We start from the raw sequence: 16,897 nt of genomic DNA on the forward strand, positions 1-16,897 counted from the left end.
TCAAGCGCGTCGCGCTATCAAAACAGGAGCGGCTTGCCCACGTGGTTATTGGGCCGGAAAGCAAAAAGGCTTCAAAACCGAAGTCTTGAAGCCTTTTAAAGCGCTCTTCAGCCGGAAGCTGAAGAGAGGGGTTGGCAGGGCTTAGTAGCCGCCGCGTCCACCACCGCCGCCGCCGGAACGGCCACCGCCGCTACCGCCGCCGCCGTATGGGCTGCGGAAACCGCCGTCGCTGCCGCCGCCACCGGAGCGGCCACCGCCGCCGCCATAGCCGCCACCGCCGGAACGATCGCCGCCACCACCACCGTAGCCGCCACCACCGCCGCCGAAGCCGCCGCTACGTGGAGGACGTGCTTCCATGGGGCGAGCTTCGTTCACGACAACGCTGCGGCCGCCCAGAGGCTGGCCGTTCATGCCGTTGATAGCCGCCTGGGCTTCTGCATCGCTGCCCATTTCGACAAAGCCAAAGCCCTTGGAGCGACCGGTGTCGCGTTCCATCATGACTTTAGCGCTGGTGACAGCGCCGAATTGGCCAAAAGATTGTTGCAGGTCTTCGTCGCGGACCGAGTACGGCAGATTGCCGACGTAAAGTTTGTTGCCCATGAAGGGACTCCTCTAAAACACAAAAACAAAAGCGATGGGGTCCCGAAAGCACAACAAATCTTGATATTTACCGCTGTAGCGCGCGAAACTGACCGATCACCTAACGTGTGCGAATGCTGACACCCGCACCGGCATATTATGCTTCAGTTACCTAAAACACAATCCACTAGCGTTACTACCTAGGCCGCGCCAAGCCGCATAAACAGGGGCTTGCAGCGTCATCGCCTCCCAAAAAACGCAGCCGAACTTCTTACGTTCCGGCATCCGCCGGACAGCCCGGCCAGCGTCGGCCCGGCGAAAAAACCGTTTCGCAAATCCACCGTCCATGATCTGGCAACGCCCCAAGCGCCGGAAACTGCCAAATCCGATAGCCAATATTTAATTGATTAAATTGACAAGTTAGTGCACACACACAAAAAGAGCATGGCATTTAAACCGGCGTAACCGGGGTTTCGGACGCGCTGGCGGTCCGCCAGGCACGCTGGTTTGGTGAGCTGCGCGAAACAGGCGCCCAAAAGCTTCGAATACGAAGAACCAGGCCGCGTTCCACGCAAAACCGTGGGAAATAGTTACACAAAATTTCAAAGCGCTGCGCGCTACCTGAAGCTGCGCATCGCTGGCGCGCCGCCAGCGGCAGCTTCAGGATTCAGGAGTCGCCGTAATGGCGCCATTGCTTCATGGCTGCCCGCATGGTCAAAAGCTGGTTTTCAAACCGGGGGCAAGCCTTGCAGGCCATCAGGTGCAGCTTCAGGGCAACCTGGTCCGGCAGGTTGAGCGCGCGGTCTTCGCGCGCCACCAGCAGTGCGGCGGCTTCCCGGCAGGTACGTCTTAACAGTGTGATGCGCGGTTTCACGTTGAAGAAAAAAAAGAGTGGGGCCGCAAACGCTCAGGCGCCATGTTTGCCGAACCAGTGGATATTCAGGCACTCCTGCAAGCGCAGGCGGGCCCGGTGCAACTGGACATACAGGTTGGTCGGCGTCAGCGAGAGTTCCTTACAGACTTCTTGCGAAGAAAGCTCCAGCCATTCGCGCATCAAAAACAGCCGGCCGAGCGCGGGCGGCAAACGCTCCATACAGGCGTCCAGCACCTGGAAGAACTGCACCTGCTGCAGGGTCTGGTCGGGGTTGCCCCAGTCGTTGGGTGTCTCGGCAAAGTGGCCGTCGGCCCTGAATGACAGCCGGTCCAGCTCGTCGCCCTCTTCGTCGGCCTGCGCATCCGTAGCTGCCACCGTGCGTGCATTGCTGCGGAGCAGGTCAATGACCTTGTGTTTGAGGATGCCGACCAGCCAGGTCTTGAGCTGGGAGCGGTTGCCGAAGCTTTGCGGCTTTGAAAGCGCGGCCAGCAGGGTTTCAGACACCGCGTCCTCGGCCCACGCATCGTTGCGCAACTGCAGGCGCGCAAACCGCATGAGGTAGCTGCGGTGCTCAACCAGTTGTTCTTCGAATGTGGCCATGCACGGCAGTCTAGCCGCACGCGGCGGCCCGTCCAGAAAAAATTTCGGCGAAATGCGTAAGGAGTCCGGGCCTGGCGGCGACTACTCCCAAACCCATCACTACCAAGGACACCTCCATGCGCCCAACCGAACATGTGCTGCAGCGACCCGCTTGCCGTCGAGCCCTGCTTGCCGCTTGCGTCGCCATGATGTCGATGGGAGCCGCATTGGCGCAGGCCCCTGCGCAGCCCGTCTCCCCGCCGCAGATCGAAGGCAAGACGATTGACGGCGCCCCCTTCAAGCTGTCCTCGCTCAAAGGCAAGGTGGTGCTGGTGATGTTCTGGTCGACCGGCTGCGCGGTGTGCCGCGACAAGATGCCGGAGCTGCGCAACAACTACGAAGGCTGGGCCGGCAAACCTTTTGAGCTGGTCGCCGTCAACACCGACACGCGCATGCAGGACTTCCTCGACTATGAACGCATCATCTCCCGCACCGTCCCCCTGAAGCAGCGCTTTGTCCAGCTCTGGACGGGAGAGGCCGGCTACCGTGACAACGTCGGCAAGCCCGTGCAGCTGCCCGCCGCATTCCTTGTCGACAAGAGCGGCAAAGTGGTCGAGCGTTATGTGGGCCGCATCCCGCCCGAAGCCTGGGACCGCATCGCCGACCTGCTGTAGAAAAAAATTTTCGAAGGGTGCGTAAGAAAAACAGAGTGCCCAAGACTAATTCGCAACCACACAGAAAACCTCTGCCGTGGTTGTTGTCCAACTTTCACGATCTACGAATTAACAGGAGTCTTCACCATGAACCAACGCGCCATGATTGCCGCCGCTGCCGCTTCCCTGCTGTCCACCATGCTTGTTGCGACGCCTGCTGTCGCCCAGGAAAAAGAAAAATGCTACGGCATCACCACCGCCGGCCAGAACGACTGCGCCAACCTGAGCGGCACGCACTCCTGCGCCGGCCAGTCCAAGGTCAGCGGCGACGCCAACGAATGGAAGTACGTTGCCAAGGGCACGTGCGCCGGCATGAAGGGCATGACTGCGGAGCAGGCCAAGATGAAGGCGATGGAAAAGAAAAGCTGAGCGCACGGCTTTTGACGAGACAAAGAAGTGGGCACATGCCGGATCCGGTCGGCGCCCTCTTCCTGAAAACCTCAGACTTCACGCGGCATCCACCATGTCCCCCTCACATCAAGCAGGCCAGCCCGCCTGCGGCATTGGATGGCGCCATCCCCATTACGGTGAGTTGCTGGAGAGCTTGCCCGGCCTTGATTTCATCGAGGTGCATTCCGAGAATTTTTTCGCCGAAGGCGGCGCCGCACTGGCCGTCCTTCGCCAGGCGCGTGAGCACTATCCCGTCAGCCTGCACGGTGTCGGGCTCGCCCTGGGCTCGGCCTGCGGCATTGATGCCTGGCACCTGGACCAGCTGGCCCGCCTGGTCGAGCGCATCGAGCCGGTCCGCGTGTCCGACCATGCCTGCTTTGCACGCGGTGCGATGGCAGGCCGTGAGCTGCATGCGGCCGACCTGCTGCCCGTCGCACTCAACAACGCGGCCCTCGACGTGATGTGCGCCAATGTGCAGCGCGTGCAAGAGCGCCTGAAGCGGCCGCTGCTGGTGGAAAACCTGTCGGCCTATCTGCACTTCAACAGCTCGGACCGCGACGAAACCGCGTTTTTGCGCGAGCTGGTCCGGCGCACCGGCTGCGGCCTGCTGGTCGATGTGAACAATATTTATGTCAACGCCCTCAATGAACGCATTGCCGGGAGCGACGCCGACCCCGTGAAAAGCTGCCTGCGATGGCTGGACCAGATCCCTCCCGGCTGCGTGGGCGAGCTGCACCTGGCCGGCCACTGCGACGCCGGTGACATCGTGATCGACGACCACGGCAGCCGCGTCTGCGCAGACGTCTGGCAGGTCTACCGCCACGCGCAGCAGCGCTTTGGCGGCGTGCCGGCGCTGGTGGAATGGGACACCGGCATCCCGCCGCTGCCGGTGTTGCTGGAAGAAGCCGCCAGCGCGCGAAACGTCACAACACCCGTACAGCAAGAGGTAAGTGCATGAGCACCATGGCGATGCTGGCGCAGGAACAGCAAGCGCTGTTGCACGCCCTGATGGGCGAGCGCGACGCCGGCGGCCTTTGGCCTCATTTGCAGTTTGCGCACGCCCCGCTGGCGCGCCGCGGCCTGCAGGCCTACCAGGCCAACGGCCTGGCACTGGCGGAGCGCGCGCTGGGTGCGGCTTATCCGGTGCTGGCGCAGCTGATAGGCGGCGAAAGTTTTGCGCCGCTCGCGCGGCACTTCTGGCGGTGCTACCCACCCGGCCGCGGTGATGTTGCGTGTTGGGGCGATGACCTCGCGGCCTTCATCGAGGCGGCGCCGCAACTGGCAGACGAACCCTACCTGGGTGATGTCGCCCGCGTTGAGTGGTTCTTGCACCAGGCCGCCACAGCCGCTGATGCCCGGCCTGATCCGCAATCCTTTGCCTTGCTCTCGGCGGCCAATCCAGCAGAAATCACGCTGGCGCTGGGCGCCGGTGTGTTTTTGCTGGCCAGCGCTTATCCCGTGGCCAGCATCGTCAATGCCCACTTGCTGGGTGAGCCCGCGCTGGCCGAGGCGGGTGCGTTGCTGCGCGCAGGCGCGGCGGAGCACACCCTGGTCTGGCGGCAGGGCTTCAAGCCCCGTGTGCGAAGCATCACCGCGACCGAGCATGCCTTGCTGGCGGCGCTCCAGGCCGGGCGTTCGTTGCAGGCTGCGCTGGACTGCGCACTGGACGGCGAGCACGTCGCCACGCCGGAATCTGCATCGGCATTCAGCTTCGAACACTGGCTGGGCCAGGCCGTGCAGCAAGGCCTGGTCACAGGCGCGCGCCGGCTGCCTCAACCCTTTCAACTTTCATGACAACCCGGGAGAGCCTCCATGAACACCATCCACACCGCCCATGCGAACCCAGCAAGCCTCTGGCAGCGCGGCCTGGGCCTTTGGCGCGTGCTGACCCGCTCGCTCGATGCGTTGCAGCCGCTTGCCGCCTTGCTGGCCCGGCTTTACATCGCGCAGGTGTTCTTCCTCTCGGGCCTGACCAAGCTGCGGGACTGGGAAATCACGCTGGCTTTGTTCACCGACGAATACAAGGTGCCCCTGCTGCCACCTGCCCTGGCTGCGGCCATGGGCACGGCGGGTGAGATCGCCTTGCCGGTCTTGCTGGTGCTGGGCCTGGGCGGGCGTTTCTCGCCGCTGGGCCTGTTTGTGGTGAATGCCGTGGCCGTGATTTCACTCAGCGAGATCGCGCCGGCCGCCTTGCAGCAGCATGTGTTCTGGGGCTCGCTGCTGGCGGGGCTGGCCATTTACGGCCTGGGCCGGTGGTCGCTGGACCGCTGGGCGGCGTCGCGCCTTCTGCCCAGGGATTAATAAGAAAATCGGGCTCTAGCCCAGGTTCTGTCTTGGCTTGTAGCTATTAAATTAATAGCAGAAAGTGCCGGCAAAGTGCCTAGGAAACGGCGGGAGGCCCGGACGGCAACCGGCCCTGCGCATGGAACTGCTGCATCAGCTTTTGCACACGCGACGCGATGCCGGCGAGCTGGGCCGGCGACAGCCGATGCAGCTCCAGCGCGCTGGTGCGTATCGTGATCGGTGCATTCTCGTCAGTGCGCGTACCGGGTTTTTGTGAACCCTCGTCGCCCAGGGGCGACAACACCAGGATCAGCAGCGCAGCGGCCGCCACGATGGCCAGAACCGCGGCCGCCTCGAATGCGGCGACAACCAGCAACACAATGACCAGGGCGGCAAGGTGCAGCAACACCAGCAGTTCCATCGCGCGGCGCAGCACGGGCTCCAGCTCCTGCTGCAGCTCTTCCATGAGTTTTTTCGCGGCCAGGTAGGCTGCCAGGGCGGCCAGCAGCAGCTCCAGGATCGCCTTCAAGGCCTCTTGCACACCGTTGTTCACCTTGTCCATGTTGATGACGAAATACGGGATCAGGCCGTACAGGCCGCTTGCCATGAAGGGCACCACCACGTTCGGCGGGATCGACAGCGCGCTGCTGGAGAAGTCGGACACCAGCTGCGCGATGATCTGCGCCGTCAACACCGGCGACACCACCGATGACCCGGCGGCGGCAGTCACCATGGTCACGGTGATCGACGGAATGGGCAAGGTGTGCCGCTCCGGCGATGCCGGGATCATCAGGGAGTTGTCCAGGCGCGCAAACGGAATGGGCGGCATATGGCTGACACGCATGAACACCGACGAAACCAGGTAGTTCCACGAGTAGGCGTTGACCTGCGAGACGCCGTCCACCAGGTTGCCGATCGATTTGATTTCGTAGACCTCCGGCCTGCCGCTTGCCAGGAGGCTGCTCCCCAGCGAGAGCGTTTGGTCGAAGAAGACCACCAGGTCTTCCCTGGAGGTCGTCGAGCCCACGCTGCGCACCATCAATGGCAACTGGCTGCCGCGGGCGTTGAGCAAGGTCTGGAGGCTGAACTCCTTCAGGACGGCCACATCGAGTTCGGCCCGCGTGAACAGGTTGGCCGGGGTGCCCGTGCCCGGCGCGTACACCCGGTTCTCGGCCACCAGCCGGCAATCCAGCCGCCGGGCCAGCGCCGTGGCGGCCACCCGCTCCAGGCGCGCGTGAACCTGGTTGCCCAGCTGCATGCTGGAGTTGGTCACGCCGAGCATGTCGGTGGCCCGGAACGCCTGCTGGATCGCGTTCGCCACCGCGTAGCTCGCGCCCGCCTGCAAGGGCACCTGCGCCGACCAGGACATGACGTCGGCGGCAACGTCTCCTTTTGCCTTGTCGAGCAGGCGCTTGAGGTATTTGGAGAAATGCTTGCTCAACTTGTCGGGGTTGGGCCAGACCGCAGCCAGCGCCGTGGGGGGCATCAGCAGGTCGGCCCAGTCCGGTGCCAGCGCGCCGGCCGCCGGGGGTTTCTGTTCCTGCGGCGCCGGTGGCGGGCGCGGGGCATCGCCTTCGCGCATCGCGGCCATGAATTTGTCGAGCGATTGCACTTGCGCAGGAAGGCCGGCGAGCAGGGTTTGTGCAAGGCCCCGCCCGGCCCATTGTTCGCGCGTCAGGCCGCCGGGCACTTTGATCTCGGGCGGCGCCTGTTTGAGGTGCTCACCCAGCAGTTTGGCAAAGGCCTTCGCCGCGCTGCCCCGGCTCAGCGTGTTGACGCGCTCAAGCGTGGCAAGAAGAATGCCGGCCAGCGCTTCGCGCAGCGGCTTGGCCGCCTCGTCGGGCCCGGCCCACTCCAGGGCCAGCGCGTTGGCGATGACGGTAAACAGGGCTGTGGCCTGCGAGCTCCCGCTCATGCTGGATGCACTCCCGCGGCGCTAAGCCGCATAGCGCGGCGGGAATTCCGGCAGGTCGAGGCCGGGCATATCGATGGCCACCAGCGTGGTGGGCAGCACCAGCGGTATGGCGGGCCCCACGACAATGCCGCCCAGCTCATAGAACACGTGGGACTGCACCGGCCCGGTGAACGCGGTGGTCAGCAGGACCTCGGAGGGCGAGATGACCTCGCCGATGATGTGGAGCTTCCCGGCGATCCTCAACTCGCGGTCGACATCGGTCCCGGCGTTGAACCGGGTGGCGACGCCGGTCACCCGGCGATCGTTGTTCGCCACGGACACCTTGCCCTCGCCCAGCTCGAAACCTTCGCGCGCATCGGCGGCCAGGTCTTCTGCAATCGGCCGCATCGATGCCAGCCAGGGGACGCGCTGGTCGAAGGGCGCGATGCCAAGGCCGTTGAAGAAATAGGTCGCGTGTGTCTCGTAGCCGCGGCGCACGGGCACCTGTATGCGCGCCGCGCCTGCCGACAGGAATTTCTTGAACTGCGCATCGGCATGATCAGCCAGCGCAAGCCCGGGCCAGTTGGCCTTGCGGCCGTAAAAGTAAGGTGAAAAGATGTAGGCCACATTCCCCCAGTCGAAGGCCTTCTCGAAAAAGCCGAGGAAACGCTCGTACGAACCGAGGCGTTCGAGGTCGACGTCCGGAGCGGCGGGATCCTGCGGCCAGGTCGCGGCGGGCTCGCTGAGCAGGGTGTCCAGCACCGGCTGGATCTCGTCCCCGCCCAACTGCGAGATGACTGCCCGCTTGAGCTCGTCCCGCTCGATTTCGCGCGCGACCTGCGACGGCATGTTGTCGGCCCAGCTTTCGCTGGTCATCTCGGCCCGCTGGGCGTCTTCTTCATAGGCGGCGAGCTTGTCGCGGTAGGCCGCCTGGAACAGCAGGAACATCTTCTTGATCCAGGCCTCTTCAGATGCCTTGGTCCGCTCGCAGTCCAGCTTGATCGAACACGACAGGCTGTTCAGGTTCGAGGTGAGGATCACCGGCACCTGGCCCTCCATGTAGCGGTCGTTGTCCAGGATCACGCCGCCGTTGCCCGACAGGGGTTTTTCGACTCCGCCCTCGGCGATGCCGCTGGGCGCCGGAGAGGATTCGTTGTTGGTGGTGAAGCGGTAGCGCTGGCCCAGCATGAGTATGTTGGCCTCGCCGTCGACATACATGTAGTTGCCCTGGTCGTCCTTGCGCAGGTAGCGCCAGCCCTTCATGGCAATTTCGCCGCGGGAGGCGCGGTATCCGTCGGGAATGGCAAGCGACGCCTGCGACTGCGCCACCTTGACGTGGGGCGACACCGTAAATCCGTTCTGGAAGCGGGCGCCGGCGGTGGCCGGGTCCGCGCCTTCGGCGCCGGGCATCGTCAGGGCGTAATGCGCCTGCGTGCTCGGGGGTGGCGGGTCCTCAAGGGCGATTCCCCATTTCCCGGCGGTATAGACAATCTGCGGCCAGGAAACCGGCCGCTCCAGCGCCACACCTTGCGGGCTGCGCAGGCTGAAGTGGGTCGGGCCTATCGCCATTTGGTGCTCTTCGCTGACATAAATTTGCGGCGGCAGCGGGGGCGGCCCGTTTTTGCGCTGGCTGCGTATCGCCATCAGCCGCGACCAGTAAGCCGCGGGCTCCGGCACGACAAATTCGTAGATCAGCCTGCGGCCGTAGTTCACCAGGTGCAGGTCGAAATGCCGCTCCAGCCAGCGGTAAATTCCCACGCTGTGCTGGGCCGTTGTGTTGTTGATGGTGTGGCCGGCGGTTTCCTCCGTCTCTTTGGTCTCGACCTTTTCGCGTTGGGTGAGCGTGCGTTGCCGCATCTTCTCGCTGGCCCGGTTGACCACTTCACGCGCATGCGACACCGAGGTGGCGGTACGCTCTTCCGAAGCCCTGCGGTAGCTTGCCGAGCCGCCGACGCTTGCGGTCACCGACACACTGGGCCCGAGGTAAGTGGCCGTGACGTCGAAGTTCGCGGAAAGATCCGTCTGCTCGGTGAGGCTCTTGTCGATCTCCGACTTCAATTCGTCGCGCGTCGTGCTTTGCATGTCGAGCGTGACCTCTTTCTCGCTTTCCTCCTCTGTCAGGAGCCGGGTTTCGACGCGCTCCAGGTTGCGGTGGGTGCGTGTGAATGTCTCGTGCGCAAGCGTGTTCGAGACATGCGCGATCTCGCCCAGCTCATAACTTCTCAGCTGCTGCTTGAGCACGATCAGGTCGCCGATGAAGCTGCGCGGGCGATAGAGTTGGGCCGCCTTCAGCCGCAAGTCTTCGTTGGGGTCGTCCTTGCCGCCGGGTATCACGCGGGGGCCGCTCGGCCAGTTCCATTTCACGTTGAACGGCATCGTCACGGTGCCGGCGGACAGCGGCACGCGCCAGGCGCCCCGCAATGGCGAAGGCGGCTGGCCCTCGTCGGCGATCGCAACGAGGCGCTCGAGCGTCTCGAAGCAGCAGATCAGGTGCGCGCCGGCATCGAGGTCCGGGACATGCAGCAGCGCGGACGCACAAAAGTAGTCGGCCAGCACATCGCGCGACATCACAAATTCGGGCTCACGCGCGAGGACGTTGGAAAAATCGCTGACGTCGAAGGCCTGCATCATGGCCCGCTCCGCCGCGTCGACATCGCCCGATTGCACGGCGGCTGGCAGCGCCTGGAAGAGGCGGCGGTAGTTGTCGTTGGGCAACAGGTCCCACGGGCTGGTCACGTCGCGGCGCTTGAGGTGGACCAGGCAGGCGACGTTTGCCGCCCCGACGTTGCCCTTGGCCAGGGCCGGGCCCAGTTGCTGGCGCAGGCTGCCGGTGGTGTCCACGGACTTCCTGGAGTACGCGGGGACAAAGGGATCTTTGAGAGCTTCGGGTGAAACCGGGACCGGATCACGTAACACCACAAACCGATAAATGTCATCCTTGCGCATGAACACCCCCGTATGGCAAAAGCTGCCGTGGTTGGACCGGCTCAGATCATCCCCACTTTTCCGGATACGGGAAAGGGAAGGATTCACATGCCGGCGCAATCCCGGGGTTTGTTACGCGATGTTGCCAGGCGCAAGGGGCGCCGCTGCTTTTTTCGGGGCTGTTACCAGTTGACTTCGCGGTCCGGCGTGGCGCCGATGCGGTGGATCGACAGGTCGGCGCCTTCAAATTCTTCTTCCTGGCTGAGTCGCAGCCCCATGGTCGCCTTGAGGATGCCGTAGACGGCAAAGCCGGCCAGCAAGGCCCACGCCACGCCCATCGCGCTGCCGATCAGCTGCGCGCCAAAACTCACGCCGCCCAGGCCGCCCAACGCCTGGCTGCCGAAGATGCCGGCCGCCAGGCCGCCCCAGGCGCCGCACAGGCCGTGCAGCGGCCAGACGCCCAGCACGTCGTCGATCTTCCATCTGTTTTGCGTCAGCGTGAACATCACCACGAACACACCACCGGCCACGCCCCCCGTCACCAGCGCGCCCAGCGGGTGCATCAGGTCGGAGCCCGCGCACACCGCCACCAGGCCGGCCAGCGGGCCGTTGTGCACAAAGCCCGGGTCGTTCTTGCCAAAGGCCAGCGCCGCCAGCGTGCCGCCCACCATGGCCATCAGTGAATTGACGGCGACCAGGCCGGAAATCTTGTCGATGGTCTGCGCGCTCATCACGTTAAAGCCGAACCAGCCGACGGTGAGGATCCAGGCGCCCAGCGCCAGGAAGGGAATGTTCGACGGCGGATGCGCCGACACGGCGCCGTCCTTGCGGTAGCGGTTGCTGCGCGCGCCCAGCAAGATCACCGCCGGCAATGCCAGCCAGCCGCCCACGGCATGGACCACGATGGAGCCCGCGAAGTCATGGAACTCCGCACCCGTCAGCGATTTGATCCAGGCCTGCACGCCGAAGTGCTGGTTCCAGACGATGCCCTCGAAGAAGGGATAGACGAAGCCGACGATGACGGCGGTGGCGATGAGCTGCGGGTAAAAGCGCGCCCGCTCGGCAATGCCGCCTGAAATGATGGCCGGGATCGCCGCGGCAAAGGTCAGCAAAAAGAAGAACTTGACCAGGTCGTAGCCGTTTTTGGCGGCCAGCTGCTCGGCCCCGACGAAGAAATGGGTGCCATAGGCCACGCCGTAACCCACCATGAAATACACCACAGTGGACACCGAGAAGTCCACCAGGATCTTGACCAGCGCATTGACCTGGTTCTTTTTGCGGACTGTGCCCAGTTCCAGAAAGGCAAAACCGGCGTGCATGGCCAGCACCATGATGCCGCCCAGCAGGATGAACAAGGCGTCCGAGCCCTGTTTTAGTGCTTCCATAGGTCCCTCTTCAGATGAAATGTGATGTGTTGGTGCGTTATCGGGTCGATTCCGAGAATCGCACCAAATGCAAGCAAGAAATGCGCCACAAGCGTGCAAAAAAGGCTTGAGGGTGTACTTTGAGGGCTAACGATATAATGCAGGCTGTCATTGGGGAGTAGCCAGCCTTTCAATCCTGAAAGGGGCTTGCGTCAACAGACTTGTTCCAACGGAACATGGCGCAAGCGGTCTTCGGATCACGCGAGACCTTTGACTGCACAGCCTCCGTTTTTGGCCGGGGATGCCGTGCAGTCATGGGTTTTCGGCCGGAGTCTTTTTGAATGGAAGCTTTCCTCGTCTCCACGGGCATCGTCGCCCTCGCCGAAATGGGCGACAAGACGCAACTCCTCGCACTTATCCTCGCTGCCCGCTTTAAAAAGCCCTGGCCCATCGTCGCCGGCATCCTGGTCGCAACGTTGGTCAACCACGCCCTGGCTGGCGCTGCCGGCGCCTGGGTCACGACAATGATCAGCCCGCAAATCCTGCGCTGGATCCTGGGCGCCTCGTTCCTGGCCATGGCCGCCTGGATGCTGGTGCCCGACAAAGTCGACGCGGAGGAGGACGAAAAGCCGCCCCGCTACGGCGTGTTCTTCACCACCGTCATCGTGTTCTTCCTGGCCGAGATGGGCGACAAAACCCAGATCGCCACCGTGATGCTGGCCGCACGCTACGACGCCATCGTCGGTGTGGTGGCCGGCACCACGCTGGGCATGATGCTGGCCAACGCGCCGGCTGTCTGGCTGGGCGAGCGCGTGACGCGCCTGGTGCCGCTAAGGGCGGTGCATATCGTCTCGGCGATGATCTTTGCCGGACTGGGGCTGGCAGCGTTGCTACTGGCATAGAAGTGGCGCAATCACTGAGGAGGCTTCAACCCAGCATGAGCCGCGGAACCGGCTTTGCCGGGCCGCAGGCGGGCGGCCCCCTCGGGGGGCAGGGAGTTACGCGAAGCGAACGACCGTGGGGGCCACATCCACCGGGGTATACTTCTTTTAGCGCCGATTTGCTCAGCTTGCGGGCGCTTAAAAAGTACAGCTAAAGACGAACTCCAAACGACCCGGACTCGCTTTAGCGATGCCGGGTTTTTTGTTTTCTGCAGGTGATTTCTTGACCCTTATTGCCACCCCGCTCAGCATGCATTTTGTAGAGGCCTTGCCCCTGCAGAGCGGCGCGTCGATACGCGCTTACGACCTGAGCTACGAAACCTACGGCGAGCTCAACGCCGACAAATCCAATGCCGTGCTGATCTGCCACGCGCTTAACGCCTCGCACCATGTGGCGGGCGTGTACCTCGATGCGCAGGGCCAGCCTATCGACAAATCCGAAGGCTGGTGGGACACCATGATCGGCCCCGGCAAACCGGTCGACACCGACCGCTTCTTTGTGATCGGCGTCAACAACCTGGGCTCCTGTTTCGGCTCCACCGGGCCCATGCAACCCAACCCTGACACGCAGCAGCTTTACGGCGCCGATTTCCCTGTCGTCACCGTGCAAGACTGGGTCAGCGCCCAGGCCCGCCTGCTGGACCGCCTGGGCATCCAGACCCTGGCGGCCGTGATGGGCGGCAGCCTGGGCGGCATGCAGGCGCTGGCCTGGACGCTGCAATACCCGGATCGCGTTCGCCACGCTGTGGTGGTGGCCAGCGCGCCCAACCTCACCGCCGAAAACATCGCCTTCAATGAAGTCGCCCGCCGCGCCATCGTGACCGACCCCGACTTCCATGGCGGCCACTTTTACCGCCACGGCGTGCTGCCCAAACGCGGCCTGCGCATCGCCCGCATGATCGGCCACATCACCTACCTGAGCGATGACGTGATGAATGAAAAATTCGGGCGCCAGCTTCGCCAGGCCGTGGCAGAAACCGCGAACGCCGACGCGCCCTACAAATACACGACGCAGGACATCGAGTTCGAAATCGAAAGCTACCTGCGCTACCAGGGCGACAAATTCAGCGAGTACTTTGACGCCAACACCTATTTGTTGATTACCCGTGCGCTCGACTACTTCGACCCGGCCCGCACGTACGGCGGTAGCCTCACCAAAGCATTGGCCCATGTCACGGCCAGGTTCCTGCTCGTGAGCTTCACCACCGACTGGCGCTTTTCCCCCGCACGCAGCCGCGAAATCGTCAAGGCGCTGCTCGACAACCAGCGCGACGTGAGCTACGCCGAGATCGACGCGCCGCACGGCCATGATGCATTTTTGCTGGAAGACGACCGCTACCTCGGTGTGGTGCGCTCCTATTTCCAGAGCAAGGTGGCTGTATGAACCTGCCTGTCGAACTCAATGTGCAGCCTTCGGCCGACATGCTCTCCATCGCCCGGCTGGTGCCGCATGGCTCACGCGTGCTGGATCTGGGCTGCGGCACAGGCGAATTGCTGGACTACCTGATCCGCGAGCGCGGTTGCTCGGGCTATGGCGTCGAGATCAATGACGCCAACGTGCAGGCCTGTGTGGCGCGTGGCGTCAACGTGATCCAGCTCAACCTTGAAGCCGGCCTGGCGCTCTTCGGCGACAGCTCGTTTGACGTGGTGCTGCAGATCGATACCCTGCAGCACCTGCACAACGCCGAAACCATGCTGCGCGAAACCGCGCGCGTGGGCCGCGCCGGCATCGTCGTGTTTCCCAACTTCGGCCACTGGCCCAACCGCCTGGCCGTTGCGCGCGGCCGCATGCCAGTGACCAAGGTGCTGCCCTACCAGTGGTACGACACGCCCAACATCCGTGTCGGCACGCTGCAGGATTTTGAAGCGCTGGCGCTGCAGAACCAGTTGCAGATCCTGGACTCCTTTGGCTTGCAGGACGGCCGCGAAGTGCGCTTCTGGCCCAATGCCCGCGCCAGCCGGGCTGTGTTCAAGTTCCAGCGCGGCTAAGAGCTGTTCACAGGCTCTTTGCAGTGCTAGTATTCGCCTATCGGGATTTCAGCCTCCCGAATCTTTACAGATAGACGGTGTCCCGTCCAAGCGCTGGCAACTCATTGGAGTACTCCGTGGACACCTCTACCCTTTCCGTTCCTTCGATCTCCCCTCAAGAACTTGCTGCCCGCATGGGCCGCGCAGATGCACCTTTGCTGCTTGACGTGCGGCGTGAAGCCAAATTTCGCGAGAGCCAGTATCTGATTGCTGGCGCCCAGCGCTGTGCACCGGAAAACGTGGCCACCTTTGCCGCCTCACAGCCGCCGTGCGAAGTCGTTGTGTATTGCGTCTATGGGCACAACGTCAGCGCAGATGCCGCAACCGCGCTGCGGGCCGCAGGCTGGAATGCTTGCGTGCTGGCCGGCGGTATCGAAGGCGGTGAAGACGGCGTCGACACGCCGCAAGATATTGCCCTATGGCGCACGCAGCGGCCGCCGACCTTTGCCAAGCGGCCTGAGTGGGGCGTCACCGGCGAGCAGGCCTCCCGCTGGATCACGCGTGAACGGCCGAAAATCGACCGGATCGCCTGCCCGTGGCTGATACGCCGCTTCATCGACCCGCGCGCTGAATTTTTCTACGTGCCGACCGCGCAGGTTTTCGAGGGTGCGGCCAGGCTTGGGGCAATTGCTTACGACATTCCCGATGCGCCGATTACGCACGAGTGGGAGCGTTGCAGTTTCGACGCCCTCTTGCGCGCCTTCGACCTGCATGAGCCGGCACTGGATGTGCTGGCAACCATCGTGCGCGGCGCCGACACATCACGCCCGGAGTTGGCGCCCCAATCCGCAGGACTGCTTGCCGTGTCGCTAGGCCTGTCGCGGCTGCATGTTGACGACCACGCCATGCTGGCCGCGGCCATGCCGGTGTATGACGCGCTGTATGAATGGTGCCGCAATGCGCAGAACGAGCGCCACAACTGGGTGACCCACACCGCAAGCGGGGTGACGCAATGACGCCGGTGAGTTTTGCAGACGCGCTGAAATTCTGGCTCAAGCTCGGCTTCATCAGCTTTGGCGGGCCCGCCGGGCAAATTGCCATCATGCACCGCGAGCTGGTCGAGCAAAAACGCTGGATCAGCGAGCGGCGCTTTTTGCATGCGCTCAATTACTGCATGCTGCTGCCCGGCCCCGAGGCGCAACAGCTGGCCACCTACATCGGCTGGTTGATGCACCGCACCTGGGGCGGTGTGGTGGCCGGTGCGCTGTTTGTGCTGCCTTCGCTGTTTATCCTGATTGCGCTCAGCTGGGTCTATGTGGCCTTTGGCGACGTGCCGCTGGTCGCGGGCCTGTTCTACGGGATCAAGCCGGCGGTTGCCGCCATCGTGCTGCAGGCGGTACACCGCATCGGCTCGCGTTCATTAAGAAAACCGGCTCAGGCCCCCGTTTTATGGGGAGTAGCAGCTATCAGTTTTATAGCAATTTACTTTTTGAGCGTGCCGTTTCCGGTCATCGTTCTGGGTGCGGCTGTCGTGGGCTGGCTGGGCGCGCGTTTCTCGCCGGCGCAGTTCTCCGGCAGCGCCGGGCATGGTGAGGCCAAGGCTGGGTATGGGCCGGCGCTGATCGACGACGACACGCCGACGCCGGCGCACGCCCGCTTCAGGCCTGCGCGCCTGGCCGCTGTGCTGGGGGTTGGCGCCGTCCTGTGGCTACTGCCCATGGGCGCCTTGATGGCAACCCAAGGCTGGGACGCCACACTCACGCAGATGGGCTGGTTCTTTACCAAGGCCGCGCTGCTCACCTTCGGCGGCGCCTACGCGGTCCTTCCCTACGTCTATCAGGGCGCTGTGGAACAGTCCCACTGGCTGACCGGCCCCCAGATGATCGACGGCCTGGCGCTCGGCGAGACCACGCCCGGCCCGTTGATCATGGTGGTGGCTTTTGTCGGTTTTATGGGCGGCTGGGCCAAACAGGTGCTGGGCCCTGACATGCTCTTCCTGGGCGCGGCGCTGGCGGCCAGCGTGGTGACCTGGTTCACCTTCCTGCCCTCCTTCCTGTTCATCCTGGCCGGTGGGCCGCTGGTGGAGTCCACGCACGGCAAGCTGCATTTCACGGCGCCGCTCACCGCCATCACGGCCGCGGTGGTCGGTGTGATTGCCAGCCTGGCGCTGTTTTTCCTGGCGCACATTGCGTTGCGGACCGACGCTGGAGGTGCCTGGTGGGCCCGGGTGGATTTCTACGCGTTGGCGATCACGCTGGGCGCCGCAGTGGCCCTGCTGCGCTACAAGCGCGGCGTGATCCCGGTCATCTTTGCGTCGGCGCTTGCCGGCCTGCTGTTGCGCCTGTCCGGCCTGGCCTGATCGCCGTCACGGGAGCCGGGCACGGTAT

16 protein-coding genes and 1 riboswitch are annotated in these 16,897 nt (G+C 63.8%); of the genes, 10 read left to right on the forward strand and 6 right to left on the reverse strand.

Annotated elements, in window-relative coordinates; translation table 11 throughout:
* Positions 1-141: 141 nt before the first annotated feature.
* The 3 genes from DT070_RS06865 to DT070_RS06875 form a co-directional block, all read right to left on the reverse strand.
* Complete coding sequence (locus tag DT070_RS06865) at positions 142-600, reverse strand: RNA-binding protein (RefSeq protein WP_122954712.1); 459 nt, start codon at positions 598-600, stop codon at positions 142-144.
* 646 nt (positions 601-1,246) lie between these two features.
* Positions 1,247-1,453, reverse strand: a complete 207-nt coding sequence (locus DT070_RS06870; RefSeq protein WP_122954713.1) for a zf-HC2 domain-containing protein — start codon at positions 1,451-1,453, stop codon at positions 1,247-1,249.
* A gap of 33 nt (positions 1,454-1,486) precedes the next feature.
* Positions 1,487-2,053 carry a sigma-70 family RNA polymerase sigma factor gene (locus tag DT070_RS06875; protein WP_122954714.1) on the reverse strand — a complete coding sequence of 189 codons (567 nt, stop codon included), beginning with the start codon at positions 2,051-2,053 and terminating at the stop codon, positions 1,487-1,489.
* A 116-nt stretch (positions 2,054-2,169) separates the two neighbouring features.
* Here DT070_RS06875 and DT070_RS06880 point away from each other — a divergent pair, with 116 nt between their 5' ends.
* The 5 genes from DT070_RS06880 (at position 2,170) to DT070_RS06900 (ending at position 5,436) form a co-directional block, all read left to right on the forward strand.
* Complete coding sequence (locus DT070_RS06880) at positions 2,170-2,706, forward strand: peroxiredoxin (protein ID WP_122954715.1); 537 nt, start codon at positions 2,170-2,172, stop codon at positions 2,704-2,706.
* 126 nt (positions 2,707-2,832) lie between these two features.
* Entirely contained in the window at positions 2,833-3,114 is a 282-nt protein-coding gene (locus DT070_RS06885; protein WP_122954716.1) for a DUF2282 domain-containing protein, read from the forward strand.
* Between the two features lie 94 nt (positions 3,115-3,208).
* The gene (locus tag DT070_RS06890; RefSeq protein ID WP_122957298.1) at positions 3,209-4,093 is read left to right on the forward strand and encodes a DUF692 domain-containing protein; all 885 of its coding nucleotides are present in this window, start codon (positions 3,209-3,211) and stop codon (positions 4,091-4,093) included.
* Positions 4,090-4,929 (forward strand): DNA-binding domain-containing protein, encoded by an 840-nt coding sequence (locus DT070_RS06895; RefSeq protein WP_164483726.1) that lies wholly within the window; start codon positions 4,090-4,092, stop codon positions 4,927-4,929. Before DT070_RS06890 ends, DT070_RS06895 begins: the two co-directional genes overlap by 4 nt.
* Before the next feature lie 18 nt (positions 4,930-4,947).
* Complete coding sequence (locus DT070_RS06900) at positions 4,948-5,436, forward strand: DoxX family membrane protein (RefSeq protein WP_122954718.1); 489 nt, start codon at positions 4,948-4,950, stop codon at positions 5,434-5,436.
* A gap of 79 nt (positions 5,437-5,515) precedes the next feature.
* On the opposite strand, the gene DT070_RS06905 is transcribed toward DT070_RS06900, so the two are convergent.
* From DT070_RS06905 to DT070_RS06915, 3 genes are all read right to left on the reverse strand, one after another.
* Positions 5,516-7,333 (reverse strand): hypothetical protein, encoded by a 1,818-nt coding sequence (locus tag DT070_RS06905; RefSeq protein WP_122954719.1) that lies wholly within the window; start codon positions 7,331-7,333, stop codon positions 5,516-5,518.
* A 21-nt stretch (positions 7,334-7,354) separates the two neighbouring features.
* Positions 7,355-10,153 (reverse strand): hypothetical protein, encoded by a 2,799-nt coding sequence (locus DT070_RS06910; RefSeq protein ID WP_122954720.1) that lies wholly within the window; start codon positions 10,151-10,153, stop codon positions 7,355-7,357.
* A 266-nt stretch (positions 10,154-10,419) separates the two neighbouring features.
* A complete protein-coding gene (locus tag DT070_RS06915) occupies positions 10,420-11,622 on the reverse strand; it encodes an ammonium transporter (RefSeq protein WP_122954721.1) in 1,203 nt (400 codons plus the stop codon).
* A gap of 140 nt (positions 11,623-11,762) precedes the next feature.
* Positions 11,763-11,936, forward strand: a riboswitch (yybP-ykoY riboswitch).
* Between the two features lie 6 nt (positions 11,937-11,942).
* Here DT070_RS06915 and DT070_RS06920 point away from each other — a divergent pair.
* From DT070_RS06920 to chrA, 5 genes are all read left to right on the forward strand, one after another.
* On the forward strand, positions 11,943-12,503 hold the full coding sequence (locus DT070_RS06920; RefSeq protein ID WP_122954722.1) for a TMEM165/GDT1 family protein: 561 nt from the start codon (positions 11,943-11,945) through the stop codon (positions 12,501-12,503).
* A gap of 262 nt (positions 12,504-12,765) precedes the next feature.
* Positions 12,766-13,926 carry a homoserine O-acetyltransferase gene (locus DT070_RS06925; RefSeq protein ID WP_122957299.1) on the forward strand — a complete coding sequence of 387 codons (1,161 nt, stop codon included), beginning with the start codon at positions 12,766-12,768 and terminating at the stop codon, positions 13,924-13,926.
* Entirely contained in the window at positions 13,923-14,531 is a 609-nt protein-coding gene (gene metW / locus DT070_RS06930) for a methionine biosynthesis protein MetW (RefSeq protein WP_194965952.1), read from the forward strand. The genes DT070_RS06925 and metW overlap by 4 nt, the downstream gene beginning before the upstream one ends.
* A 116-nt stretch (positions 14,532-14,647) precedes the next feature.
* Entirely contained in the window at positions 14,648-15,526 is an 879-nt protein-coding gene (locus DT070_RS06935; protein WP_122957301.1) for a chromate resistance protein ChrB domain-containing protein, read from the forward strand.
* Positions 15,523-16,869 (forward strand): chromate efflux transporter, encoded by a 1,347-nt coding sequence (chrA, locus tag DT070_RS06940; RefSeq protein WP_122954723.1) that lies wholly within the window; start codon positions 15,523-15,525, stop codon positions 16,867-16,869. Before DT070_RS06935 ends, chrA begins: the two co-directional genes overlap by 4 nt.
* Positions 16,870-16,897 lie beyond the last annotated feature (28 nt).

The organism is Polaromonas sp. SP1, assembly GCF_003711205.1.
Lineage (GTDB): Bacteria > Pseudomonadota > Gammaproteobacteria > Burkholderiales > Burkholderiaceae_C > Polaromonas.

Bases quoted from the DNA above. Each gene is read 5' to 3' on its own strand.
- DT070_RS06880 (WP_122954715.1), top strand. From the start codon at position 2,170: ATGCGCCCAACCGAACATGTGCTGCAGCGACCCGCTTGCCGTCGAGCC.
- chrA (WP_122954723.1), top strand. From the start codon at position 15,523: ATGACGCCGGTGAGTTTTGCAGACGCGCTGAAATTCTGGCTCAAGCTC.
- DT070_RS06900 (WP_122954718.1), top strand. From the start codon at position 4,948: ATGAACACCATCCACACCGCCCATGCGAACCCAGCAAGCCTCTGGCAG.
- DT070_RS06895 (WP_164483726.1), top strand. From the start codon at position 4,090: ATGAGCACCATGGCGATGCTGGCGCAGGAACAGCAAGCGCTGTTGCAC.
- metW (WP_194965952.1), top strand. From the start codon at position 13,923: ATGAACCTGCCTGTCGAACTCAATGTGCAGCCTTCGGCCGACATGCTC.
- DT070_RS06885 (WP_122954716.1), top strand. From the start codon at position 2,833: ATGAACCAACGCGCCATGATTGCCGCCGCTGCCGCTTCCCTGCTGTCC.
- DT070_RS06905 (WP_122954719.1), bottom strand. From the start codon at position 7,333: ATGAGCGGGAGCTCGCAGGCCACAGCCCTGTTTACCGTCATCGCCAAC.
- DT070_RS06890 (WP_122957298.1), top strand. From the start codon at position 3,209: ATGTCCCCCTCACATCAAGCAGGCCAGCCCGCCTGCGGCATTGGATGG.
- DT070_RS06865 (WP_122954712.1), bottom strand. From the start codon at position 600: ATGGGCAACAAACTTTACGTCGGCAATCTGCCGTACTCGGTCCGCGAC.
- DT070_RS06875 (WP_122954714.1), bottom strand. From the start codon at position 2,053: ATGGCCACATTCGAAGAACAACTGGTTGAGCACCGCAGCTACCTCATG.
- DT070_RS06920 (WP_122954722.1), top strand. From the start codon at position 11,943: ATGGAAGCTTTCCTCGTCTCCACGGGCATCGTCGCCCTCGCCGAAATG.
- DT070_RS06915 (WP_122954721.1), bottom strand. From the start codon at position 11,622: ATGGAAGCACTAAAACAGGGCTCGGACGCCTTGTTCATCCTGCTGGGC.